This window comes from Paraburkholderia youngii (assembly GCF_013366925.1).
GTDB classification, from domain to species: Bacteria; Pseudomonadota; Gammaproteobacteria; order Burkholderiales; family Burkholderiaceae; genus Paraburkholderia; species Paraburkholderia youngii.
In genome coordinates, this window is the sequence record NZ_JAALDK010000001.1 from 1,489,929 (window position 1) to 1,513,353 (window position 23,425).

The following is a 23,425-nucleotide window of genomic DNA, read 5'->3' on the forward strand; positions in this document are numbered from 1 at the left end:
TTGTGACCCTCCCCGCCCACACCACTTACCATTGTGGTACGCAATTCGCGATATTGGATTTTGTGATGGCTGGCGTATCAACCTCCACGAATTGACCTTTAGGTGCGTTCGGGTTCGTAGCAGCGGAATACAGTGCCTTAAATGCGAGTCGCCCCATTTTCTCCGGTTCGACGCACACTGTGCCGTCGACGTCGCCAGTCTTGATAGCGGTTACCCCAAGACGAGAGCCGCCCCAACCAACCAGCTTGGCGTGAGAATCAGCTGCGCGTACCGCCTTCGCGCATCCAATCACCAAGTCGTCCGCCTGGTTGTAAAACAGATCCACATCGGGATGAGCCGTCAAAATATTCTGGCAGACTGACTCGCCCTGCTCAGGCGTCAGGTTAGTGGGTTGCGACGCGACAATCCGGTACTTAACGCTGGCTTTCTCAAGGCCCGTCTTGAACCCCTTTGTTCGCTGCCAATTTTGAGCCATACCGGGTGCCCCTTCGAGGATAGCAATATTTGCCACGCGGCCTTTCGGCAACAGTGTAGCCGCCATTTCGCCGGTGATTTCGCCTGTGTGTATCTCGTCGCTTGAGACTAGTGCGGCGACCTCTGGGTAAACTTCTCTAATTGGTCGCTTTTGGGGATCTCCAATTTCGGTCGCCACGGAGACGAAAGGTACACCGTGTGCCGCGACACGATCCGCCCAACTCTTCCCGACCAAACCGTCAATGGGAAGGATTGCGATGCCATCCACCTTCTGGGCTATCAAGTCGTCGATAGCGTTACTTTGGGTCTCAACATTAGCTTTCCCATCAAGAACAATAACTTTCACACCGGCTTTCTTCGCTTCTTCCGTAAATCCTTTTACTACTGATACATTAAAGGGGAACTGCATCCCTGCAGCCACGTAGCCTAGCGTGAGGGTCTTCGCCTGCACGCTACCAAGACACATTGCCCCTGCGCCGCAGAACGCGACTAACCACTTGCAAACTCCTCTCATCTTATCTCCTTTTACTTAGTTATACGTATTAAATAAATGTGCTCGATTAATCTGCGATACCACTTACGAGTGCGACTATTCTTTGAACGACACTGCAATTTCTTTCGTCCGACTGAACTGGCGTATCACCCGAACAACGACGACGATGGTCGTAACGAAGACCTGCCTGCTTGGGTTCGCGTCCTCTGCGCTAGTTACCGGCTTCAATCTCCGGACTGGCTCATGACATCAATGGGCGGGCGGAGCCCCTTGCAAATCTCATCTAGTCTCTTTCGGGACGCCGAACGTGCTGCCTGCCGCAGTCAAGCCTGCAGACGTACGCAGCCGCACGCCTTTGGTCTCCGGGACAAACTGCGTCAAGATGAGACAGGCGATCGCAACGAAAGCAACGTAATATGCAGGTGCAAGAGGAGACCCGAATCCGCGAACAAGAAGCGTTGCAATGAAGGGCGTAGCACCCCCGAAGACGGCAACGCTCAACTGATACGAGATCGCATGTCCGGTCGCACGAAATGAAGTCGGAAAGAATTCTGGCGCGGCGACAAAACAAGCCCCTCCATACAAGCCAACTCCGACCGTAAGCAGCAACTGACCCAGAAGTGCACCGCTAATAGTTCCGGTGGCGGCGAGGTATACGCCAGGATATGCGGCGATGGCTAGCCACAAGGCTCCTAGGGTAAGAATGCGCTTTCGGCCAAAACGGTCACTTAGCACCCCGCCAATCGGAATCATGAGCGACAACACAACGATGGCCGCACCGTTTGTAAAAAGCGCGGTCGCCGGCTCCAGCTTCGCCACACGCACAAGAAACGTGTACATGAAACCCAGAAGCAGATATGAACCGACCGTCTGGATAGGTTGAATCATTGCGACGTTGAGCATCCCTCGAAGACCACCTGCTCGGAGCGCCGTTCCAAGTGGGTTCTTCGAACCAGTCCTTCGCGTGGCCTGCTTAAACTCCTCGGGCTCGTCCAGATTGCGGCGGAGCCAGAATCCAACAATCCCGATCAGTCCGCCCGCAAGGAACGGTACACGCCAGACCCAGTCTGAATACGAAGTTGCACCGGCTCCCACTTGAAGGGCAATCAACAACCCGGCTACCAGAGCATTAGGCAAATGCGAGAAGACCAAGGTAAGGCCTATCCATCCTCCTCTGCGGTCGTCAGGTGCGGATTCGAGAATAAAGCTGGTGGTTCCGGTGGTTTCGCCGCCCAGCGCAAGTCCTTGAGCGATTCGGCACGCGACTAGGAGTACAGGGGCCGCGATGCCAACTTGAGCATAGGTGGGCAGAAGGCCTATCACGGCTGTGCCCAGCGCCATCAACCAGACTGTCGTTGCCATGACCTTCACGCGACCGACCTTGTCTGCCATAACACCAAACAACAGCCCCCCTAGCGGTCGAGCGAAAAAGGCGACTGCGTAGACGGCAAAGGTACTTAGCAATGCCGCAGTACGATCACTGCCTGGAAAAAAGTGAATCGAAAGAATCGGAACCGAAAATCCGAACACCGCGAAATCGTAAATTTCTCCAAAGTTGCCGATGGAGCCGGCCGACAGTGTACGAATTGCACTTTGCTTTGCCACGTTTCCTCCAATCAACCTGCGCATTAGACGCGCGATAGCCAGTTCACCATTGCTTCAACCGGCGGTCGCCGTCCGAGTTATGTTGGATGCCCCTGACAGACAGAACTGGACGCGCTTAGCTGGTGGCACCGCTCTTATAAGATTCGACTGAGACGAAGAATGTCGGGAAGTCCGAAGTCGGTAACATCAGGTTTCGCCAACCCTTGGGCAAGTGCTACCTTCGCCGCAATCTCGTAAGCCACCGATCGTTCGCGTAACAATGCGCACAGCCCCTCAGACAGAATCTCCCTGTCGGCTGCCGTGAGAGAGTCGATGTAGGTTTGACCGGTACTATTCACGAACGGCTCCTGAACCAGTGCGCGATTCGAGACTGCGTCCAACGTTCTTGCATCGGAATAAACCCGGCTTCGGCAGGCCGCCGCGTTCTAGCCTTCTGTCCGGCGGCCTGCATGGAAAGAATTTATTGCAAGACATCCGTCATTTTCCATCTGGAGCGTAAATCTCCCGACGCCAGAGAGCGGCTTCTATCGCCTCCGTCGACGAGCGCCCCCTACCGTATAGATAGCGGCTGCCGTGACAACCACTGTTCCCTCGATGACGCCTTGATAGTTCGCGCCCAGGTTCAGGATGTTGAATCCGTTCGTCAGCGTGAACAGCAGCAGTGCACCTGCGAGCGTCTTGATGACCGATCCGGCGCCACCAAACAGTGATGTTCCACCAAGAATGGCCGAGGCAATGACAGTGAGTTCTGCGCCTTGCATTGCGGTTGGATTCACCGCACCAAGTCGGCTGCCGAAAAGAACACCGCCGAAGCCAGCCGCCGCGCTACAGAGAATGAACCCCGCCATCTTGTATCTCTGAACGTTGATCCCTGACAAACGGGCAGCCTCAGGATTACCACCCACCGCGTACACGCGGCGACCGATAGTGGTCAGATTCAGCACAAACCAGACGACGATCGTGAATACGAGCATATACACGACAGGTTTCGGCATCGAAAGCGACAGTCCGCCCGCCCACACAAGAGCAAAACAGCATACGCCGCCAATGACCATGCCAACCGACGTCACGGGGACGTTATGCGCCTGACGACGTGCTCGCACCAGAGACCAGAGACCCGCCAGGAACAAGCCGGCTCCAATGATAAGCAGCGGAATCGCAATCGAAAAACGACCCGATTCAAACATTCGCATTGCCTGCAATGCTTCAGGTGTTTGCACCGACAAGGATTGCCCATCGGTGTAGATCTGGACAACGCCACGGATTGCGGTGAGCGTACCCAATGTAACGATGAATGCATTAATGCCAAGATACTGGACGATCGCACCATTCAGTAAGCCTGCCAGAACCGAAACCAGCATCGCCACGCCCGCTGCTGGCCAAAACCCAAGTGTATCTGCCAGACTCACAAGTACCGCTGCAGAAAGGGCCGCCACGGATGCGACAGAAAGATCGAAGTTACCCGTAATCAGGATCACCGTCATTGCGACAGCGATAATCGCCACCAACGACGCCTGATATAGAACATTCGAGATGTTTCCCAAACTGAGATAGCTCGGGCGTCCCGTGTAAACCGTCACAAACGAGATTCCTGATACGAGCAAGACGAGAGCGTAATAAACGCCCATCTCGCGCAGGCTGAACAAGCGGCGCCAATCGGTCATTTGTCCCTGAACTTTTGGTGAGCTGCCGCCCGTTGGTCCACCCGATGATGCATCGCTACCGCGAGCGGGGCTGGAATGTGTTGAAGTTGTGAGATTCATGATTACTCGCTCTACAAGGGTTGCGCGTTACTTTGCTGTGCGTCGTCTGAATTCGCACTGTGACCGCCCGCCAGCAAGACCAGTTCGTGCTCGGAGGTCTCGTGGCCGACGCGCTCGGCGATGCAACGTCCGTCACGCATGACGAGTATTCGACTGCTCACCGCAAGGATTTCCTCGAATTCAGAAGAAACAATGACGACTGCCTTGCCAGCCGCCGCTAGCTCTCGAACAAGCAACAAGATGTCCGTCTTCGCTCCAATATCGATGCCAGCGGTAGGCTCGTCCAGGAGGAACACCTTCACGTCGCTAAATAACCATTTGGCAATCGTCACTTTCTGCGCATTGCCACCACTTAGTTCTGTCACGAGAATGTCAGCCGAACTCGCCTTGATAGATAGGCGCCGGATAGCCTCCTCTCCACGTTCCAGTTCACGTGCTTTGTCCGGGAGCCAGCGACCGCGCGCAACACCATCGAGCGCTGGGAGGGTCGTATTGCGCCAAATTTCGAAGCCGGGTATGAGACCTTGTGCCATCCGGTCTTCAGGTACCAACCCGAGACCCGCCCGAACTGCCGAAGCAGTCGACTTCCGAATTTTCTCGCCATCGACCAGGACCTCACCAGTAGCATCCGGATCAGCACCAAAAATCGCATGGAGTAGCTCGCTGCGGCCTGAACCAAGGAGACCTGCGATTCCAATGACTTCCCCCGCCCGCACCCTCAACGAGATCGGCTCCAGCTTGCCGATCGACGCCAAATCTTTCAGCTCGAGCAACACCGGAGCTCCAGCCTCGATCTTTTTCGGCGGTGCTTTTTCTAGCGCAACGATCTGCCTACCAACGATAGCCTCTGCGATACGCGATTCGTCGAGTTCACTGGTCGCTGCGTCAACCACGGCTTGTCCATCCCGCAGAATGGTCACTCGGTCGGTGAGCGCCACGACTTCGTCCAGGAAGTGTGAAACGAAGAGAATGGCCTTGTTTTCGACACGCGACAGTTGCCGCACGATTTTGTATACGACCTCCCGTTCGTTTGCCGCGAGTGAAGCGGTCGGCTCGTCCATGACGATCAGATCAGCCCCCGTTCCCAGGGCCTGCAGAATCGCAACCATTTGACGTTGACCAATGGAGAGGTCGCTGACCAGGCCGTCTGGATCCAGCCAATATCCAATTCTCTGACACAGGTCGGAATAGCGCGTCCGAATCGCCGAATTGCGGCGCCACCGGCCTTCCTCGCTCAAGAACACGTTCTCGAGTACCGATAGAGTCGGGACCAAGGGAATGTGCTGGTGAATCGTCGCGATTCCCATGTCATTCGCCGCTTTCGGACTCGAATACTCAACGGCCGAGCCCTTCCAAACGATCTGCCCACCCGAGGCTGGCAACGAGCCAGAAAGGATCTTGATCAAGGTCGACTTCCCGGCGCCATTAGCGCCCAGGAGCCCATGCACCGTGCCACGCGAAACGTCAAGGTCTACTCCGCGTAACGCTACAAGACCGTTCGGGAACGTCTTCGTCACACCCTGTAGCTGCAAGAGTGGAATCTCATTTACCATTTCGTTGCCTCCTACCGCCTCGGTTGACATCAATCCTGCTTACCACTCAGGCACGCAGCTGGAAAGCGTCGCTTTCGTCACCTCTGGCGTGTCGACATCGACGAACTTAGCCTTCTGCACGCCTTGATTTTGCACTGCTGCATACAGCGCTTTGAACGCCAGCGCTCCCATTTTTCCCGGTTGAATACAGACCGTGCCATCGACATCGCCCACCTTGACGGCGTTGATTCCAAGCTTGGATCCGCCTCGGCTGACGAGCTTTGCGTGCGATCCTGCAGCACGCACGGCTCGGGCGCAGCCGATGACCATGTCGTCTGCCTGATTGAAGAAGAGGTCAACGTCCGGGTGCGCCGTGAGAATGTTCTGGCATACGGACTCACCCTGCTCCGGGGTCCAGTCGGTAGGCTGAGAGGCGACGATCTGATATTTGATACCGGCTTTGTCCAGACCTTCTTTGAACCCCTTCGTCGTCTGCCATACCGTGGGGTAGCCAGGAGCTCCCTCGACAATTGCGATTTTCGCCGTCCGATCCTTCGGGAGCAGCTTTGCGGCAATCTGCGCCGCGTCATATCCAACGTGCACCTCGTCGCTGGCGACGAGCGCGGTCAGCTTCGGGTAGACATCGGCGATTGCGTGCTTTTGAGGATCACCAATCTGCGTTGCGACCGCGACGAACGGGATGTTGTGCGAAGTAGCGCGATCGGCCCATGATTGAGCCACCACCGCATCGATTGGCAGCACAGCGATACCATCGACTTTCTGAGCGATCAAATCATCGACTGCGTTTCCTTGCTTCTCCACGCTAGTCTTCGCATCAAGAACAATAGTTTTGACGCCTGCCGCCTTCGCAGCCGCCTCGAACCCCTTCGCCGCGGCCACGTTAAAGGGATATTGCATCCCTGCAGCCACGTAGCCCAGCGTGATATCCTTGGCAAGCGCGGCGTTTGTAAGAAGCGCCGCAGTACCAGCCAGGCCGATGCAGGCCAAACTCTTTAAACACTTTTTCATTTCTGTCTCCACTTAAGTTGTCTTGGCCCGCATAACCAATCGAATCGATTTCGAGTGGCTCAGCGGCCTTCTTTTCGTAAGCCCTGATGTCTCTGTCAGAATACATTGGCGCAGGTAATGCTCACGATGCCCGGCCCCTATTACCATTGGGGAATACAACTCGAAATATTTTCTTTCGTCACACCTGGCGTCGGGATTTCGATGAACTTGGCCTTTTGGATGTCGGGGTTTTTCACAACCGCGTACAGCGCCTTGAACGCTTGTTGCCCCATTTCCTCCGGTGCTACGCACACTGTGCCGTCAACTTCTCCGGCCTTGATTGCAGCAATTCCAAGGCGTGAACCGCCCCACCCGACGAGTTTTGCTTTTGAACCAGCCGCATGTACGGCGCGCGCACAACCGATAACCATGTCATCGGCCTGGCTGTAGAAAAGGTCGACGTCTGGATGAGCAGTCAGGATGTTTTGACAAACCGCCTCGCCTTTCTCTGCCGTCCAGTCTGTGGGTTGCGACGCTACGATCCGATACTTGACTCCCGCCTTGTCAAGACCGTCCTTGAAGCCCTTGGTGCGCTGCCAGACTTGCGGATACCCCGGTGCACCCTCCACGATGGCGATGTTGGCTACGCGACCTTTCGGAAGCAACTCCGCTGCAATCTCGCCGGCATTAAATCCGGTGTGAATCTCATCACTCGCGACAAGGGCTGCGAGCTTCGGATATACCTCCTTGATGGGTCGCTTCTGAGGGTCGCCCAGCTCGGTGGCAACCGAGACCAGAGGAATCCCATGGGCAGATACACGGTCCGCCCAGCCTTGCGCGACGACGCCATCTAGCGGGAGAAAGGCGATACCATCGACCTTCTGCGAAACAAGGTCGTCAATAGCGTTGGCTTGTCTTTCGACGCTGGTCTTCGGATCCAGGACAATTGCTTTCACACCAGCCGCTTTGGCAGCGTCCTCGAACCCCTTCGCGACGGCAACATTGAACGGATACTGCAGACCTGCAGCGACGTAACCGACCGTGATTTCCTTCGCCTGTGCCGCGCCCACTGACGAAAACAACAGGGCTGCTGCCGCAATGCCGAGAACACGCTTTCGAAACTTGCCCATCGTCTGTCTCCAATATGGATTAATTTTGTCCAGCAGCTTGCCCGTCATCGAGCAATTTCGAGTCTATTTTTTGTCTCTCCTCAAACTCGCGAGGTCTTTTGCAAAACTGTCTTGGTGACCATGTAAGCGTCCAGCGTCGACGGACCGCCCTCACGACCGACACCGCTGTCCTTCACCCCTCCAAAAGGTGTATCTGCGTCTGGCGTGCCAAAATGGTTGATTGACAACACCCCGCAGTCGAGCTCTCGGCTGATGCGCTCAGCGTCTTGCAACGAGTTGGTGAATGCATACGCTGCCAAGCCGACGGAGAGGCTGTTTGCCAACGTAATGGCTTCGCCGAGGTCATTGACGGATACGCAGGCGCACAGCGGACCAAACGGCTCTGTCGTCATGGCGTCTGCATCGAACGGAACATCCGCGAGCACGGTTGGTTCGAAGAAGTAGCCGATGTTTCCGATACGATTGCCCCCGGCCGCGATCCGCGCACCTCGCTTCCTAGCGTCATCCACGAGTGACTGCATTGCCGCCAGTCGGCGAGCGCTGGCAACGGGACCCATCTGCACGTCCTTGCGGAACCCATCTCCGACCTGAACGCTATTCACTGTCTCAGCGAATGCCGACACGAAGTCTTGATACACGCTGCGGTGAACGATAAATCGCGATGGAGACGCGCAGATTTGTCCGCTAGCGTTTGTCTTTCCTCGTGCTGCGAGGCGCCCAACTGCTGCACCGTCAACACCTTCGCAGACAAGCACAGGTGCATGACCACCTAACTCCATCAACACGGGTTTCATGGCGGCCGCAGCCTGTTGGGTCAGATGTTTGCCGACTTGCACAGAGCCAGTAAACGTCACCAGCCTGATTACGGGCGAGGCGATAAGCGTCGACGAGATCTCCGCAGGATTTCCGAATACGAGATTCAAGACTCCCGCAGGCAGCCCTGCGTCTTCGAAAGCCTTGACAACGAGACACGCGGCTCCAGGAGTCTCCTCCGCAGCTTTCAAGATCACCGAGCAACCGGCCGACAAGGCCGCACTCACTTTTCGCGCAGCAGAACTGATAGGTACGTTCCACGGAGTAAATGCTGCGACAGGACCGATCGGTTGACGCAGAATGAACTTCTGCATCTGCGCCTCGCCGGGAACGATCAATCCGTAGTCACGTAGTGATTGCGCCGCGTTCCACTCGAAGAAGTTGAGGGACCGGTCGGCTTCGGCATAGGCATCGGAATACAACTTGCCATTCTCAAGCGTGATCGCGGTTGCGATTGAATGGAGTCGCTCCCTCATCAGCGCCGTGGCCTTCTGTATTACCTTCACCCGTTGCTGCGGAGGAGTGTCGCGCCATGCGAGAAATCCGCGCGAAGCTGCTTTCAAGGCACGTGCAAGATCGTCTGGAGTAGCCTTCGGTACAGGGCCCAGGATTTCTTCCGTACTCGGGTTTCTGACCTCGGTCGCCGTCTGTCGGTCGTAGATCCACTCGCCGTCGATGTATAAACCGATGCGCGGGTATTCGCGCCGCGCTTCGCTATCGGCAGTTTGCTGGCTTGTGGTTGACATTACTGAAATCCTCTTCGCTAAATTTGAAGCGCATACGATGCGCCTTACGAACGCTCTTGCCACTTCCCGCTACATTCGTCGCCCATATCGGCTGCCCTATTCACGCCAGCCAAATATTTCCCGAAAGCGCCGATCAAGCGGCAACCGTGTCTTTGATAAGTCGCCGTGGGGTAGCGTCCTGCAAGACCATGTCTGCCGCCTTTACGCCAATCATGATTGAAGGGGCATTGGTATTCCCGGAAGTGAGATGCGGCATGATCGATGCGTCCGCCACGCGAAGACGCTCGACTCCGCGTACGCGCAAACGCTCGTCTACTACCGCGAGACGGTCACGCCCCATCTTGCAAGTACCGCCCTGATGGTGGGCAGAGTTACCCGTCATCTCCATCCAGTAGAGAATCTGCTCATCTGTCTTCACAGCGGGGCCCGGAATCTGCTCTTCAATGACACGCGATGCCATCGGCTGCGCTGACATAATTTCCCGAATCTTCTTCACGCCGAAAATCATCGCCCGATTGTCGTCTTCATTCGTCAGAAAGTTGGGCTTAAATACGGCGGAGTCTGCGGGATTCGCTGAACGCAGTGTCACAGTCCCAGCAGCACGTGGACGCAGGAGGTAGACGGAGACACCCATACCAGGCTCATTGTCAACTTCGCACTCGCCACCTGGGTGGTACGTGAACGTCATCGGCCTGAAGCTGATCTGCAAATCAGCGTAGGGCTCGTCAGCCCGACTCTTTACGAACGCACCCACCTGCGAAGAGCCAAGTGCCAGATAGCCTTTGTGTGTCAGCAGATAACGAGCGCCTTCAAGGTACTTTCTCAGACCAGCGAGCTCTGTGTTGTAGGAACTGTCTGGTGTGGATTTATAGCTTCCGTGCACGTAAAAGTGGTCCTGCAGGTTGAGCCCGACGCCCGGAGACTCCACGCGGGTACGAATCCCATGTCGCTGCAGCTCCTCGCCGGGCCCAATGCCCGACAGCATGAGCACCTGAGGCGAATTGAGCGAACCCGCCGACAAAATTATTTCTCTCGCTGCGACAAACGTCCTTATTTCCCCGTTGCAGAGGACCTCGACCCCGGTAGCAACATTGCCTTCCAACACGATGCGCTGAACGGCACAGCCAGTGAGAACAGTAAGGTTCTGTCGATTGCGTACCGGCTCAACGAACGCCGTGTACGCGGAATAACGCTTCCCGTCTCGAATGGTATGCTGCATGAAGCCAACACCATCATGCACTGCACCATTGAAATCGTCGGTACGAGGGATACCCACACGCTCCGCCGACTCAATGAAGTCGTGAGAACTTGCCATCTTCTTTACGGGATCGCTGACCCACAGCGGTCCAGTCGCGCCGCGATATTCGTCTGCACCGCGCTCGTTGTGTTCCATCCTCTTGAAGTATGGAAGCACGTCGTCGTAACCCCAGCCCGGATTGCCAAGGTCTCTCCAGCTGTCGAAGTCGCTCCTGTGTCCACGGATAAAAATCATTCCGTTGATCGAGCTCGAACCGCCCAACGTCTTACCACGAGGCCAATACATCTTTCTGTTGCGAAGTGCGGGCATCGGGTCCGTGAAGTAGTTCCAGTTCAAGTCCTTGTGGAAGTACAGCTTTGCCATGCCAGCAGGAGTATTGACCCAAAATCGGTCAGCGGGCGGGCCGGCTTCGAGGAGCAGGACCTTGTTATCGGGGTTGTCGCTGAGACCGCGAGCGATAGGACAACCGGCCGAGCCGGCGCCAATGATGATGTAGTCGTAGGTTTCCATGCCGATGAGCTGCGTGTCAGAAGGGTGTCTCCGTTTGTTTGAAGATTATTTCCGCCCCCATGGTTAGGTCTAGTTCGTTTTTCTGGCTACCAAGGTAAGTTGCGCTAAACCCCCCTGGCTGTTCTTGTTTCTATCGCCTTCAGATGCCCGGTGTAGCGCGTTCGCCGCGCTAGTCGCGGTCCGGCACGCGATTCAGAACATCTCTGTCTTAAGGGTATAACCTGATCATGGTGCGCTACCTTCCGACGAGACATCAACGAATCGGAAGCGGGCGCACAAGTGAACACTTCCTTTATTAAGTTCGCCCATATATCCTCGCGATTCCTTTTTTCTCTTTTCCGGAGGACAACATGGCCGAGGTATCCGCGGTTGCCATTTCAGTGGCAAAGCCTGGATGTGAGGAGAAGTTGGCGGACGCTCTTGAAGGGCTGCTAGCCCCAACGCACCAAGAGCAGGGGATGCTTCAATATGAGATGTATCGCGATATGCGGGAGCCCCGTTGCTTCGTTTTCATCGAGCGGTGGGAGAGCGAAGAGACCTTCGATAACCATTGTAGTTCGCCCCACGTGTCAGCATATCTGAAGAAAGTAGATGGTTGGGTCGAGAGCAACAAGATCCATGTCCTGAGGAAAGGGAAGTAGCTCAGGCGGTCGGCACCCCACGCCGGGAAGGCGGATCGCGAACGATCCGCCTCATTCGTCTGCCCTTTCAGGTGCGGTTCATGTTCGTTATTCGCTTACATAGCGCCGGTCGGATCTGCTTAGGTTCCCCCCGTCCTCTGTAGACTTGCCTGTCAGGAAAGCTTACCGTCGACGCAATGAAATCGAACTGGACCTACCGACACTTCAGGCAATAACCTAATTTAGAAGGAGACACCACCGCTTTATTTCCATCAGAAGAGAATGTCATGAAAGAGCATCAGGCGACGCTTGTGGCTGAGGGCTTCGTCTTCCTCGAGGCGCCACGGTGGCGAGATAGTCGTCTTTGGGTATCAGACGTCTTTGGTTCGAAACTGTATACCGTGCTTGAGGATGGTACACGTAGCGTGGTCTGCGAGGTCCCGGGACGCCCAGCGGGAATCGGCTTCTTGCCGGATAACACCCCTATCGTTGTGTCGTGCGCCGACAAAAAGCTGATGCGCGTTTCCGAAGGCATGCTGTCAGTCTACGCAGACCTGGCGAACATAGCAGCGGGCGACCTCAACGATTTGGTCATTGATGAAATCGGTCGCGTCTACGTCGGTAACTTCGGCTACGACCTCTTCGGCGGCGCGCCGATAGAGCCCACCGAGATGCACGTCGTTCACCCCGACGGCTCGGTTCGTGTGGCGGCCACCGGACTCGAGTTTCCCAACGGGGCGGTGATCATGGACGAGGGACGCACGCTCGTCGTAGCCGAAACGTGGTGTGGAAAGCTCACCGCGTACGACCGCGACCAAAACGGCGAACTATCTAACCGACGACTATTCGCGGACTTGGGGCACCGGCAACCCGATGGAATCTGCGCAGACGAGCGCGGCGGCATCTGGGTCGGTTGCTATAACACGGGCGAGTTCATCCGCGTTCTTGAAGGCGGCGAAATCACTGATCGCATCAAGTTTGAAGGTAACGCGGTTTCGTGCGCAATCGGCGGCGAAAGTGGAACCACACTCTATTGCTGTGTGTACCTCGGTACCGACGAACAGTTGCGAGCTCGGGAGCCTCGCAGCGCGATTTATAAGGCAGAGCTATCCGCTTAGCAGTGGCGTTGATCATGCAGATACACGTAAACGACGATTCGCTCATCGTCTCATCCCGAGGTGCGGCTCGATCTTCGACGCTCAGCGCCATCAACGGCCTCACTTTGTGCCGTTGCGCCGGCCACAATAACGACACTCCGAATGTACGTAAGTTCTGGGGAAACATTGCTTGCTTCCAACGCGAGCAGCTTAATGGAGATAGGAATCAATGACGACTCATCGCAAGTGGAATTATGAGGGGAAGGTCGCTTTTGTCACGGGTGCTGCAAACGGCATCGGGCAAACTACTGCGTTGGCCTTTGCCCAAGAGGGCGCAGACGTTGTCGTGGTCGACCTTTCGGAAGATGGTGCCAAGGCGACTGCGCGGATGATCGAGGAGCAAGGCGGTCGCGCCCTTGCCGTGCGATGCGACGTCTCGAATCCTGAAGACGTGCAGGTTGCACTCGCGGCTACCATCGAGAAGTTTGGTCGACTGGATTTCGCATTCAACAATGCCGGCATCGAGCAACCGCTCGCATACACTGCCGACGTCAGCGTTGAAACGTTTGAGCGAAATCTTCGCGTCAACCTCGGAGGCGTCTTCTATTGCATGAAGCACCAGATTCCGCTCATGCTCAAAAACGGCGGCGGTGCAATCGTGAACACTTCCTCCGGTGCTGGGGTTGTCGGCATTCGAGGTCAAGGCGCATACTGCGCCGCCAAGCACGGCGTCATTGGCCTCACGAAGTCTGCAGCTCTTGAATACGCGAAGGACGGCGTGCGCATCAACGCCGTATGCCCGGGCATCATCGATACGCCGATGATCGGCCGATTTACCCAAGGGACCGAAGAGAACCGCAAGCGAATGATTGCACAGGAGCCGATCGGTCGCTTGGGCCGGCCCGAAGAGATTGCCAACACCGTTCTCTGGCTATGCTCTGACGTTGCCGGATTCGCAATCGGTCACGCCGTGGTGGTCGACGGTGGACAAACCGCTGGCCTCTGATCGTCGGTAGATCCACACAGCGTCCACGCGAGGGCGGCGTCACCGCCCTCGCCTTCCAACTAACAATGCTGTGGCGGACTTGACACTCCTCGACTCCTGCGTGCGTAACAGAACTCACCGGCATCCGCCCCAGATCACCGTTCGTGTTTCATAAGACGCCTCACGATTCGTGAGATTGGCTCATCGGACCATGCAAACACTGCATCTTAATATCGTCCTCATCCTTTCATAGAATCGCGTATCAAGGCACTCGCGGTGCGCAAGCGAGTGCGCCATAGACAGAAAATACGCTGCGTGCCGATCCCTCACGGTCCGAGCAGCACGACCGAGCCGACCCAACATAGGGCTCCTCCATCCTTCCCCCATGAGGTATCGCAATGAAGACCAGAGGCTACGCCGTTCAAACGGCCAAGTCGCTTCTTGAACCATACGACTTCGAACGCCGCGAACTACGCTTCAACGATGTGGCAATCGAAATCCTCTATAGCGGTGTATGCCACTCAGATCTGCATCAAGCGCGGAACGACTGGGGATGGTCCAACTATCCACTGGTGCCTGGTCACGAGATCGTCGGGCGCGTCATTGATGTCGCACCGCAAGCGAAGCGTTATAAGGTCGGGGACTATGTCGCTGTCGGCTGCATGGTTGATAGCTGCATGGTGTGTGACCAATGCCGCAAGGGGCTGGAGCAGCTTTGCCGCGAGGGGAACACGCAAACGTACTGCGGATTCGACCGCATTACCAACGAACCAACGAAAGGTGGCTATTCCAAACATATCGTCGTTCGCGAGGACTTTGTCCTCCGCGTTCCCCAAGGACTCGATGTGTCCAAGGTCGCTCCGCTGCTCTGCGCCGGCATCACGACCTACTCCCCTTTGCGCACCTGGAATATTGGGCCGGGAAGCCGCGTCGGAGTCATCGGTTTGGGCGGTCTTGGACATATGGCGGTCAAGCTCGCGTCCGCGCTGGGTGCCGTTGTGGCGGTAGTGAGTCGGACGGCTGACAAGGCTAGCGATGCAAAAGCGCTTGGCGCTGACGCATTCCTGCTATCGACCGATAGCACAGCCATGGAAAAGGCCGCATCAAATTTCGACCTTATTATCGATACCGTTCCGGTTCGCCACGACTTGAATCCGTATCTGCCGTTGCTCGATGTCGACGGCACTTTGGTACTGGTCGGTCAGGTGGGACCGCTTGACGAACCTAGCACGGTGCCGCTGATTGTCGGTCGTAGACGAATTGCCGGTTCGCCGATCGGAGGCATCGTCGAAACGCAGGAGTTGCTCGATTTTTGCGCACGCAAAAACGTGCTACCTGACTGTGAGATGATTCGCATGGACCAAATCAATGAGGCATGGGAACGGATGGAGCGCGCCGACGTTCGCTACCGCTTCGTGATTGACATGGCGTCTCTGGAGATTCCCGCGTAATTTCACGTCAACGATAGAGTTGGGCCGGAAAGGGCGAAGGCGCAACGATCCCCGATCCGAACAGCAGAAGCGCTCTCGTTCAAAGGTAATCGGGAGCGCCTCTCGTTAGATCGGCACGTTTCGCCGTCGTAACTTCGGCGCTTACGGAAATGAACGATTGCCATTGATTCGCTATACGTTCGCGAGTTCATGAAAGAACCTCATCCCATAACTCCACCTTGCATACAGACGTCGAGTCGCTACGGTTCCGAGCGGCGTGCGTTTGCACGACAGGTACATTACGACGCACCGCTGTCATTTCGGCCAGAATCGCGACAGCAATCTCCGGTGGTGTTTGTGCGCCGATGTGGAGGCCCACGGGCGCGTGAAGTCGGTCAACTTCAGAATTGCTCAGATCAAATAGCTTCAGACGCTCTTTCCGGCGCCCACTGTTCGAGCGCGATCCAACGGCGCCAACGTAGAACGCATCAGACTTCAACGCCTCCAAAAGTGCCATATCGTCGAGCTTTGGGTCGTGGGTAAGCGCCAATACCGCTGTGTTGCTATCGACCTTCAAGCGAATCAGCAGGTCATCCGGCATTTCACGGCTAACCTCGATATCAGCTACGTCCCAGGTTTCTGAGTATTCGTCACGTGGATCACAGACAATGACGCTATAGCCAAGTGGCAGCGCTATACGCGCAACATATTCGGATAATTGCCCTGCTCCGATGAGAACGACACGAAGCTGCGGCCCGTACGCTGCCTGAAGGTATCGGCCGTCGTAGAAGGTGCGGCCCGGTGTGTCGCCCGAACTCAATCGAGCTTTCCCCGTCAATGTATCCAGGGTTCGTAAAAGCGTTTGCCCAGACAGGATCGCAGTGAACACTTCGTTAAGCTTGGAGTCGTTATTCAACGGCTCAAGCACGAGCTCAAGTGTGCCACCGCATGGCAATCCAAATCTGTGCGCTTCCTCGGCAGACACGCCGTATTTGACGGTTTGGATGCGCTGGAAGTCGAGCCTGCCGTCCTTCGCCTGGCGCACCAGATCGTCCTCGATGCACCCACCCGATACAGAGCCCTTTATCAAGCCGTCCAGACGAAGTGCTAGCAGCGAACCTACCGGACGAGGCGCAGATCCCCAAGTCCTTATTACAGTTGCCATGATGACGGGCATTCGATTCTGATGCCAGGAAATGGCCGCTCTTAAAACCTCGACATCAACGCTATCCATGGTCCCTGTCGACTGAAAGTATTTGTGCCGTCGCTCGACCTTGGCGAGCGCGAGGATATGGCGGTAAGCGGTCTCTCGAGATTCCGCGAAGCAAACTTCAAAATCCCTGTCGGTACGTTACCGGTTCGCATGACAGACGCAAACGTGTAAGCGCTGCCAGCCCTGTCTGCCCGAAACAATTGCCGGGCAGCGAGACGGTCGTCTCGCTGCCCGGCTGTCCGCCAATGCCAAAGGGAAGCGGTCATGGCGCTTGATAGTTCCATGCATTTCGCTTGACCAGAGAAGTTAGTTGCAGTGACCTGCGTCGTCCGATTTGCTTTGTGCGAGCTGGGGCGAGGCTACGTCTGCTCTTGCGGTCATAACCTTTGCAGAGGCTGCCTGAGCGTCGTCGACCCACGTACGCGGATTCTGGCGTGCAGGATTCCAACCTGCAGCGGCATACTCGGCCATCTCTTGCCGAACTTGTTCGCGCGTCAAGCCCTGTGCCGCCGAAGTTTGTGCCGCAGCCAAGAGAGGCGTGGAAAGACCAATGGCCATGAGAAGGATAGTAAGACGTCGATTCATTGCTGCTACTCCAGAAGATTAGTAAAGGCACGCCCGACGACTTCGTTGAGAACCCTCCGCCGTCAGGATGATGTCTCCGCACCCGATCATTGCTCCTCCTGACCCGTGCTCGTTTTAAAAGGCCACCGCGCACGGTTGTCAGTGACCTCTTTCAGGGCATAATATAAGGGTTTTCACCTATTCGATTAAGTGGCTGCGGCCAATTGGGCTTATTAGTATTGGTCATGAATCAACTGGCCTGCTTAGCTCATCTAGTTAGCCGCTACCGCATCAACACGCGCATAAGCTTGCTTTCAACATCACCGGATAACGCAAGATGGCTCGAGAAAACCTCAATGACATCCTTGTCTTCCTCGCGGTCGCTCGCGAGAAAAGCTTTACACGCGCTGCGGCCAAACTTGGGGTGTCCCAGTCGGCACTGAGCCACACCGTACGTGACCTCGAAGCCAGATTGGGCGTACGTCTACTGACACGTACAACTCGAAGCGTCTCGACCACTGATGCTGGCGAAGAATTGTTCCAGGCAGTGGCACCGCGAATCGATGAGATTGATGCCAGCGTGGCGGCTCTCGCAGACTTCAGGGATAAAGCTGCAGGCGTAGTGCGCATTACCGCAACTGACCACCCAGTCGAAACGGTCATTTGGCCCAAGCTGCGACGACTTCTACCTTCGTACCCCGACATCAAGGTAGAGGTTACCATCGACTATGGCCTTTCTAACATCGTCGAAGAACGCTACGACATTGGCATCCGATTCGGAAACCAAGTCGCAAAGGACATGATCGCGGTTCGCATCAGCCCCGACATTCCGATGGCCATCGTCGGCGCTCCTTCGTATTTTCAGAACAGGGAGGTTCCGAAGACACCCGAGGACCTTCTGAATCATGAATGTATAACGTTACGCATGACTACCACCAAAGCGCTATACGCGTGGGAACTGAAGAAGGGAAAGCGCGAAACGCAAGCGCGCGTTGGTGGACAGCTTACGTTCAATACTCAGCCACAAATGGTTAGAGCGGCTCTGGATGGATTTGGCTTAGCATTCGTCCCGGAAGACGCTGTAATTGAACATATCCAAAAGGGCGAACTCCGCAGCGTTCTGACTGATTGGTGCCCAGTGTGGCCCGGATATCACGCTTATTACCCCAGCCGGCGCCAAATCTCGCGGGCTTTCAAACTCGTCATCGACGCCTTGAAGCACCGTTCATAGGCCGAGGGAAAAGCGGCCTTTTCCAAGTGATGGGCCAGGCAGTGCGCGACCAGCACGCCTGGCTATTCAACACGCTTGATCGAGACCTCGACTGACCCCGGCACGTTGAGGGCCGCAACTCCCGAGTCAAAGTGCCCGATTTTGATGATGCCCGGAGACGGAATCTTCTCCCCGTCCTGACGATAGTAAATCGCGATATCGTGCCCAGGAGACCAGTAACCAATGTCTCCTACTTGGTAGACGTCGCTACTTGGTCCGCCTGTAGAGATCGCTCTGGGAAGTGATCCTGCCTTTTCACGCCCGAATAAATCATCCATCGACACTCGAATCGGAAGAAGCGCCGCGAAATCACGCGCGGTCGGGTTATCGGCTAACGTTGCCTGAAGTTCCTTTCCTGCTACGTTGACTTTGATCTTCATCTGGCCGGATACGCCCGCGCCGCCGGAAGATGTCTGCGCCGAAATGCTCTGCGGCTCACCTCCCGCGGCACTTGTTCTTGCGAAGATAAGAGATAGCATGGCTACAAGCAAAAGCCCTCTCGTGAATTCTCGTACGGACATGCGGGCTCCTAGCGACATACCGAGTGGTGACAGTTACTCGAAATGTAAATGGGCCCGCATTCACAATTCGGCTCGGCGCATTAGTGCGTCGAATGGCGGCCGTCAACAAGCAAAGGTGACGCGGGCAATAGACGAAGCGCGCCCGAGCAAACAGTGACCGGGACGCCCTTCTGCCGCACCAACTGCCTTGAACTCCTCAAAGGCAACAGGGACGCCGAATATCATGCCCGTCAGTTTGGTGCGCCTGAACAACGTAATCTAACTACGAAGGCGACGCAGAACTAGGTGGTGAATTCTGATAGGACCTATCACTCAGGCTAATCAGTTGACCGCAAACCCTTTAAGGCGCGCACCATCACCGCAGGCGCAAGAGCCTCGGTGGACTGCCCGCAGCAATCTTGCGCACCGTAGCACGCTGAGTGCGCACCCCGGCAAACGGGAAGCTAGCGAGGTCGACTAGGGCTTGTCCCAATTGATTACGATGACTCATGAGTCCAATGACTCAACGCCGGTTTATCTCACTAGGTGACGTAGCTAAACTACGTGCATTCGGTTCAGCAGTAGCTCGCTGCCGGTTGTAACGAAAGCATCACCCCTTCTTTCGAGGTCAAATTCGACCTCGAAACAGATTCTCGCAATCCGTGTCCGCGTGCGCAGGCAAATGCGTATGCGTTCGTTTTCCATTGCCCGGCGCTACATCGACTGCCAATCCGATTGGCCGGTCGTGCATTCCTTTTGTCCGGCGCGCCCTCGGCAGGCGAGAACTAGGGGGACAACCTAGAGAAAGGAAGTTCAATGTCTACCTTGATAAATCAGGCCGCAGCCTCAAGACGCCAGGTATGGGGTGCAGTAGCATCGATGGCGATGTGCGCTGCGATGCTGATCGCTTCTGAGTTTATGCCCATTAGTCTGCTGACGCCCATCGCTTCGGACCTGCGCGCGTCCGTCGGTATGGCCGGTCAAGCTATCTCGATCTCCGGCCTGTTCGCCGTGATGACGAGCCTACTAATTCCATCAGTAGCCAGTCGCCTTAACCGCCGATACGTTCTGGCGGCTCTCGCGGCACTCATGTTGGTGTCGCTAGTCCTTATCGCCGAGGCTGGCAGCTTTGCGACCCTGATGGTCGCCAGAGCCCTCCTGGGAATCGCGGTGGGCGGCTTTTGGTCGCTAGCGACCGCCACCATCATGCAGCTCGTTCCGGAAGAATCTGTGCCCAAGGCCTTGGGGGGCCTGTATACCGGCAATGCAGTTGCCACAGCTTTTGCTGCGCCGATTGGTAGCTATCTCGGAAGCGTTATCGGCTGGAGAGGCGTTTTCTGGGCGCTGTCTCCCATCGTTGTCGTGAATTTGGTGCTGTTGCTGACCACGGTTCCGTCGATGCCGGAACGGACGCAGCAACCCAGCGGCAACGTTCTGTCTCTGCTTCGGCGACCACACGTAGCTTTCGCGATGTTGGCTGTGATGCTGACGTTCGGTGGTGCTTTTGCTGTCTTCACATATTTCCGGCCATTTTTTGAGACCTACACTCACGCGGACGCGTCGGAGCTGTCCTTCCTCCTGCTTGGGATGGGTTTAGCTGGCTTCGCAGGCACGTATGGCGCCAGCGCAGTCGTGAATAAGCGTCTCTATCGGCTTATGATGGGGATGCCGCTGGCACTGGCTGGCGTGACGCTCGCACTGCTTCCCGCTGGCCACAACCTGTGGGCAGTCGCGATATTAGTGATTGTGTGGGGCGCGATAAACGCGGCAATCCCGGTCGCATGGTCAACGTGGCTGTCGAAGGCCGTAAGGGACAAGCCGGAAAGCGGCGGCGGACTGATGGTCGCGTCTATTCAGCTCTCGATCATGCTTGGTGCTGAACTCGGCGGCGCGCTGATCGACCACTTCTCCATTGGCGCGGCATTCATCGGTGGCGTCGCGCTGATGCTCTTCTCCGCGATTATTATCGGCAGCGGAAAGCGGATCCAGCCTGACACGTAGAGAATGGGAAACGGGGCCAGCCTTGACGTGAACCATCGAGTCGAGGTCTTGAGGTTCGTATATCAACCAAAGCGTTACGGAAAGCTCGCCGTGGTAAGCCCAGCTTTCCATTCGACAAGCAAATCCGACTCGACGCTTCGCTCGTGCCTGTACAGAATTATGAGAATGCAGCTTCCCTCATAAAGCACGTCTCACGCGTGCGTCTGCCGAACAGTCCCAAAGCCGCGATCCAGCCTGATTCTGGAGCGCGTTAGGCACTATTCGGAAGGTTTACGAAATGAACCAGCATCAGTACGGAGACGGCCTTAAAGTGCAGTCCGGCAAGGGTTTCGGACAAGCGCTCGTAGTCTCGAGCAAGCAGCCGAAAGCGGTTCAGCCAGCCGAGGCTGCGCTCCACTACCCAGCGGCGTGGCAAGAGCGCGAAACCTTTCTTCGCCTTCGCCAACCTGATTGCCTGAAGCCCGATTCCCTCATCAAACGCTGCCTGCGCTGGTTCCTCGCCGGTATCTCCCTGGTTGGCGAACGCCACCTTGACCGTTTGGCCCCTGGCCCGTTGGACCTAACGCGCCAGTTCCCCGACTCGCGCGCGCTGCCGTTCATTGGCCGGAGTCACATGCACAGCAAGGAACCGTCCCAAGGTATCCACGGCCATGTGAACGTTGCTGCCTTGTTTGCGCGTGTAACCGTCGTAACCTGCGCGAGGCCCGCTCTCGCAGGTCGACCGCTTGCGTTTGCTCATCCAGCCGGGATACCAGGTCCAACCGAAAGTGGCTAACACGCTCTACCGATCTGGTCGGCCTCACCAGGTTCTCGTCCCCCAGTCGTTGCTGACTGAGCAGACCGTCGCAAGGGACAGTGGACTCACCACAGCAGATGAAGATTCCTTTATCCAGCGCCACCCCTGGCGACCACCTGTGCGCGCTACCCTCAAATTGATTTCTTAAGGTGAACCATGACGAACTATCCATATCACTACATCGACGGCGCTTGGGTGGCTCCATCCGGATCCGACAAGCGCGAAATGGTGGACCCTAACACCGGAGTCGTGTTCGCTACCGCCGCCAACGGCGGCACGCCTGAGGACGTAGAACGTGCCGTGGTCGCCGCGCGCCGCGCGTTTGAGAGCTTTTCGCACACCAGCATTGCCGAGAGGGTTGCCATCATCGACCGCATCATCGCGGCCTACGAGCGGCGTCTGGACGAGTTCTCTGAGGTTCTTGCCCGTGAAGTCGGCGTGCCCCGCTCGGCGCGTGCGCAGGTCACTGGCCCCATCGCACACATGAAGGTTGCGCGCGATCTGCTGCAGTCTTACCGATTCGAAACGCGCGTGGAAGATACCATCGTCCGCCGCGAGCCCATCGGCGTCTGCGCGCTGATCTCTCCCTGGAACTGGCCAATCCAGACGCCGGTGATCAAGTTCATCTATGCGCTTGCGGCTGGCTGCACGTCCATCATGAAAGGCTCAGATGCGTCTCCACTCAGCAGCATTCTGCTGGCAGAGGTCATTGACGAGGCGGAACTGCCTCCCGGGGTCTTCAACCTGATTCTTGGGCGCGGCAGCGTGGTAGGCGAAGCGCTGTCGCGACATCCCGATGTGGACCTGGTGTCCTTTACCGGGTCAACAGGCGCCGGCATCAAGGTCGGCGAAGCAGCGGCCCGCACGGTCAAACGTGTTTCGTTGGAGCTCGGTGGCAAGTCTGCCAACATCGTACTCAAAGATGCCGATCTGGAGGCTGCCGCGCGTTGGAATATCGCGCGCTGTTTTTTCAACACCGGCCAGAGCTGCCACGCGCCCAGCCGAATGCTGATCCACGAGGACCAGGTTGAGAGGGTGTTGCCGTACCTGGTAGACGAATGCAGTAAGTTTCGCATAGGCGATCCCCGTGACCCCGCAACGACGATGGGACCGGTGATCAATCGTACACAGTACGAAAGCATCAAACGCTACATTCAGTCCGCCATCGACGAGGGCGCGAGGCTGGTCTGCGGTGGCCTTGAATCTCCCACCGGTTTGGACCGGGGTTTCTTCGTTCAGCCGACCGTGTTCAGTGACGTTACAGCCGACATGACCATCGCAAGAGAAGAAATCTTCGGCCCGGTCTTGGCGGTGATCCCTTATCGAACTGAGGATGAGGCATTGAAGATCGCCAACGATTCGATCTACGGGTTGGGCGGCTACGTGTTCACGGGCGATCTTCAGCGAGGCTATGAGTTCGCCAAGGGCTTGCGCGCTGGAAGAATCTGCGTTAATGGGGCCGCAACCAATTCGGTGACTCCGATGGGCGGTTATAAGCAGTCAGGGATCGGCCGTTCGATGGGCGTTTTCGGACTCGAGGAATACCTTGAGATCAAATCAGTGTATGGACTGGCTGAGAAGGCCGCTGGTTTGCCTGACCTGGTTCGCTGATCTGCT

At 56.5% G+C, this 23,425-nt stretch carries 19 protein-coding genes and 1 pseudogene; 7 read left to right on the forward strand and 13 right to left on the reverse strand.

Annotated elements, in window-relative coordinates:
• Positions 1-25 precede the first annotated feature (25 nt).
• The 9 genes from G5S42_RS06865 to G5S42_RS06905 form a co-directional block, all read right to left on the reverse strand.
• Positions 26-988, reverse strand: a complete 963-nt coding sequence (locus tag G5S42_RS06865; RefSeq protein ID WP_176106107.1) for a sugar ABC transporter substrate-binding protein — start codon at positions 986-988, stop codon at positions 26-28.
• Positions 989-1,246: 258 nt separating this feature from the next.
• The gene (locus tag G5S42_RS06870) at positions 1,247-2,572 is read right to left on the reverse strand and encodes an MFS transporter (protein ID WP_312883531.1); all 1,326 of its coding nucleotides are present in this window, start codon (positions 2,570-2,572) and stop codon (positions 1,247-1,249) included.
• Between the two features lie 134 nt (positions 2,573-2,706).
• Positions 2,707-2,910, reverse strand: coding sequence for a hypothetical protein (locus G5S42_RS06875; RefSeq protein WP_176106109.1), 204 nt, complete (start codon positions 2,908-2,910; stop codon positions 2,707-2,709).
• A gap of 186 nt (positions 2,911-3,096) precedes the next feature.
• Complete coding sequence (locus tag G5S42_RS06880) at positions 3,097-4,335, reverse strand: ABC transporter permease subunit (protein ID WP_157646332.1); 1,239 nt, start codon at positions 4,333-4,335, stop codon at positions 3,097-3,099.
• A gap of 11 nt (positions 4,336-4,346) precedes the next feature.
• A complete protein-coding gene (locus tag G5S42_RS06885; RefSeq protein ID WP_312883532.1) occupies positions 4,347-5,918 on the reverse strand; it encodes a sugar ABC transporter ATP-binding protein in 1,572 nt (523 codons plus the stop codon).
• A gap of 9 nt (positions 5,919-5,927) precedes the next feature.
• Positions 5,928-6,896 (reverse strand): sugar ABC transporter substrate-binding protein, encoded by a 969-nt coding sequence (locus G5S42_RS06890; RefSeq protein WP_018434077.1) that lies wholly within the window; start codon positions 6,894-6,896, stop codon positions 5,928-5,930.
• Between the two features lie 140 nt (positions 6,897-7,036).
• On the reverse strand, positions 7,037-8,053 hold the full coding sequence (locus G5S42_RS06895; RefSeq protein WP_018434076.1) for a sugar ABC transporter substrate-binding protein: 1,017 nt from the start codon (positions 8,051-8,053) through the stop codon (positions 7,037-7,039).
• Between the two features lie 32 nt (positions 8,054-8,085).
• Entirely contained in the window at positions 8,086-9,564 is a 1,479-nt protein-coding gene (locus G5S42_RS06900) for an NAD-dependent succinate-semialdehyde dehydrogenase (RefSeq protein WP_176106110.1), read from the reverse strand.
• A 133-nt stretch (positions 9,565-9,697) separates the two neighbouring features.
• Positions 9,698-11,332, reverse strand: a complete 1,635-nt coding sequence (locus tag G5S42_RS06905) for a GMC family oxidoreductase (RefSeq protein ID WP_176106111.1) — start codon at positions 11,330-11,332, stop codon at positions 9,698-9,700.
• A gap of 350 nt (positions 11,333-11,682) precedes the next feature.
• On the opposite strand from G5S42_RS06905, the gene G5S42_RS06910 reads away from it, so the two are divergent.
• The 4 genes from G5S42_RS06910 (at position 11,683) to G5S42_RS06925 (ending at position 15,485) form a co-directional block, all read left to right on the forward strand.
• Entirely contained in the window at positions 11,683-11,973 is a 291-nt protein-coding gene (locus tag G5S42_RS06910; RefSeq protein ID WP_176106112.1) for a putative quinol monooxygenase, read from the forward strand.
• Between the two features lie 266 nt (positions 11,974-12,239).
• Positions 12,240-13,070, forward strand: coding sequence for an SMP-30/gluconolactonase/LRE family protein (locus G5S42_RS06915; RefSeq protein ID WP_176106113.1), 831 nt, complete (start codon positions 12,240-12,242; stop codon positions 13,068-13,070).
• Between the two features lie 208 nt (positions 13,071-13,278).
• Positions 13,279-14,055, forward strand: a complete 777-nt coding sequence (locus G5S42_RS06920; protein WP_176106114.1) for an SDR family oxidoreductase — start codon at positions 13,279-13,281, stop codon at positions 14,053-14,055.
• 377 nt (positions 14,056-14,432) lie between these two features.
• Positions 14,433-15,485 (forward strand): NAD(P)-dependent alcohol dehydrogenase, encoded by a 1,053-nt coding sequence (locus tag G5S42_RS06925; protein WP_176106115.1) that lies wholly within the window; start codon positions 14,433-14,435, stop codon positions 15,483-15,485.
• Positions 15,486-15,672: 187 nt separating this feature from the next.
• On the opposite strand, the gene G5S42_RS06930 is transcribed toward G5S42_RS06925, so the two are convergent.
• Positions 15,673-16,698 (reverse strand): XdhC family protein, encoded by a 1,026-nt coding sequence (locus tag G5S42_RS06930; RefSeq protein WP_176106116.1) that lies wholly within the window; start codon positions 16,696-16,698, stop codon positions 15,673-15,675.
• A gap of 285 nt (positions 16,699-16,983) precedes the next feature.
• Positions 16,984-17,262, reverse strand: coding sequence for a DUF4148 domain-containing protein (locus tag G5S42_RS06935; protein ID WP_084598335.1), 279 nt, complete (start codon positions 17,260-17,262; stop codon positions 16,984-16,986).
• A 316-nt stretch (positions 17,263-17,578) separates the two neighbouring features.
• Here G5S42_RS06935 and G5S42_RS06940 point away from each other — a divergent pair, with 316 nt between their 5' ends.
• Positions 17,579-18,472: a LysR family transcriptional regulator gene (locus G5S42_RS06940; protein ID WP_176106117.1), complete on the forward strand. Its 894-nt coding sequence runs from the start codon at positions 17,579-17,581 to the stop codon at positions 18,470-18,472.
• 62 nt (positions 18,473-18,534) lie between these two features.
• Here the strand turns inward: G5S42_RS06940 and G5S42_RS06945 are convergent, their stop codons facing one another.
• On the reverse strand, positions 18,535-19,032 hold the full coding sequence (locus G5S42_RS06945) for a cyclophilin-like fold protein (protein ID WP_176106118.1): 498 nt from the start codon (positions 19,030-19,032) through the stop codon (positions 18,535-18,537).
• Between the two features lie 795 nt (positions 19,033-19,827).
• On the opposite strand from G5S42_RS06945, the gene G5S42_RS06950 reads away from it, so the two are divergent.
• Positions 19,828-21,012, forward strand: a complete 1,185-nt coding sequence (locus G5S42_RS06950; RefSeq protein WP_176106119.1) for an MFS transporter — start codon at positions 19,828-19,830, stop codon at positions 21,010-21,012.
• Positions 21,013-21,262: 250 nt separating this feature from the next.
• Here the strand turns inward: G5S42_RS06950 and G5S42_RS45690 are convergent.
• Positions 21,263-21,736, reverse strand: a pseudogene (locus G5S42_RS45690) (transposase); the annotation flags it as partial.
• A 228-nt stretch (positions 21,737-21,964) separates the two neighbouring features.
• On the opposite strand from G5S42_RS45690, the gene G5S42_RS06960 reads away from it, so the two are divergent.
• Positions 21,965-23,419 (forward strand): aldehyde dehydrogenase family protein, encoded by a 1,455-nt coding sequence (locus G5S42_RS06960; protein ID WP_018434064.1) that lies wholly within the window; start codon positions 21,965-21,967, stop codon positions 23,417-23,419.
• Positions 23,420-23,425 lie beyond the last annotated feature (6 nt).

Excerpts from the sequence above, each read along its gene's own strand:
- G5S42_RS06865 (WP_176106107.1), bottom strand. The coding sequence starts at position 988 with ATGAGAGGAGTTTGCAAGTGGTTAGTCGCGTTCTGCGGCGCAGGGGCA.
- G5S42_RS06880 (WP_157646332.1), bottom strand. The coding sequence starts at position 4,335 with ATGAATCTCACAACTTCAACACATTCCAGCCCCGCTCGCGGTAGCGAT.
- G5S42_RS06885 (WP_312883532.1), bottom strand. The coding sequence starts at position 5,918 with ATGTCAACCGAGGCGGTAGGAGGCAACGAAATGGTAAATGAGATTCCA.
- G5S42_RS06890 (WP_018434077.1), bottom strand. The coding sequence starts at position 6,896 with ATGAAAAAGTGTTTAAAGAGTTTGGCCTGCATCGGCCTGGCTGGTACT.
- G5S42_RS06895 (WP_018434076.1), bottom strand. The coding sequence starts at position 8,053 with ATGACGGGCAAGCTGCTGGACAAAATTAATCCATATTGGAGACAGACG.
- G5S42_RS06900 (WP_176106110.1), bottom strand. The coding sequence starts at position 9,564 with ATGTCAACCACAAGCCAGCAAACTGCCGATAGCGAAGCGCGGCGCGAA.
- G5S42_RS06905 (WP_176106111.1), bottom strand. The coding sequence starts at position 11,332 with ATGGAAACCTACGACTACATCATCATTGGCGCCGGCTCGGCCGGTTGT.
- G5S42_RS06910 (WP_176106112.1), top strand. The coding sequence starts at position 11,683 with ATGGCCGAGGTATCCGCGGTTGCCATTTCAGTGGCAAAGCCTGGATGT.
- G5S42_RS06915 (WP_176106113.1), top strand. The coding sequence starts at position 12,240 with ATGAAAGAGCATCAGGCGACGCTTGTGGCTGAGGGCTTCGTCTTCCTC.
- G5S42_RS06920 (WP_176106114.1), top strand. The coding sequence starts at position 13,279 with ATGACGACTCATCGCAAGTGGAATTATGAGGGGAAGGTCGCTTTTGTC.
- G5S42_RS06925 (WP_176106115.1), top strand. The coding sequence starts at position 14,433 with ATGAAGACCAGAGGCTACGCCGTTCAAACGGCCAAGTCGCTTCTTGAA.
- G5S42_RS06930 (WP_176106116.1), bottom strand. The coding sequence starts at position 16,698 with ATGGATAGCGTTGATGTCGAGGTTTTAAGAGCGGCCATTTCCTGGCAT.
- G5S42_RS06935 (WP_084598335.1), bottom strand. The coding sequence starts at position 17,262 with ATGAATCGACGTCTTACTATCCTTCTCATGGCCATTGGTCTTTCCACG.
- G5S42_RS06940 (WP_176106117.1), top strand. The coding sequence starts at position 17,579 with ATGGCTCGAGAAAACCTCAATGACATCCTTGTCTTCCTCGCGGTCGCT.
- G5S42_RS06945 (WP_176106118.1), bottom strand. The coding sequence starts at position 19,032 with ATGTCCGTACGAGAATTCACGAGAGGGCTTTTGCTTGTAGCCATGCTA.
- G5S42_RS06950 (WP_176106119.1), top strand. The coding sequence starts at position 19,828 with ATGTCTACCTTGATAAATCAGGCCGCAGCCTCAAGACGCCAGGTATGG.
- G5S42_RS06960 (WP_018434064.1), top strand. The coding sequence starts at position 21,965 with ATGACGAACTATCCATATCACTACATCGACGGCGCTTGGGTGGCTCCA.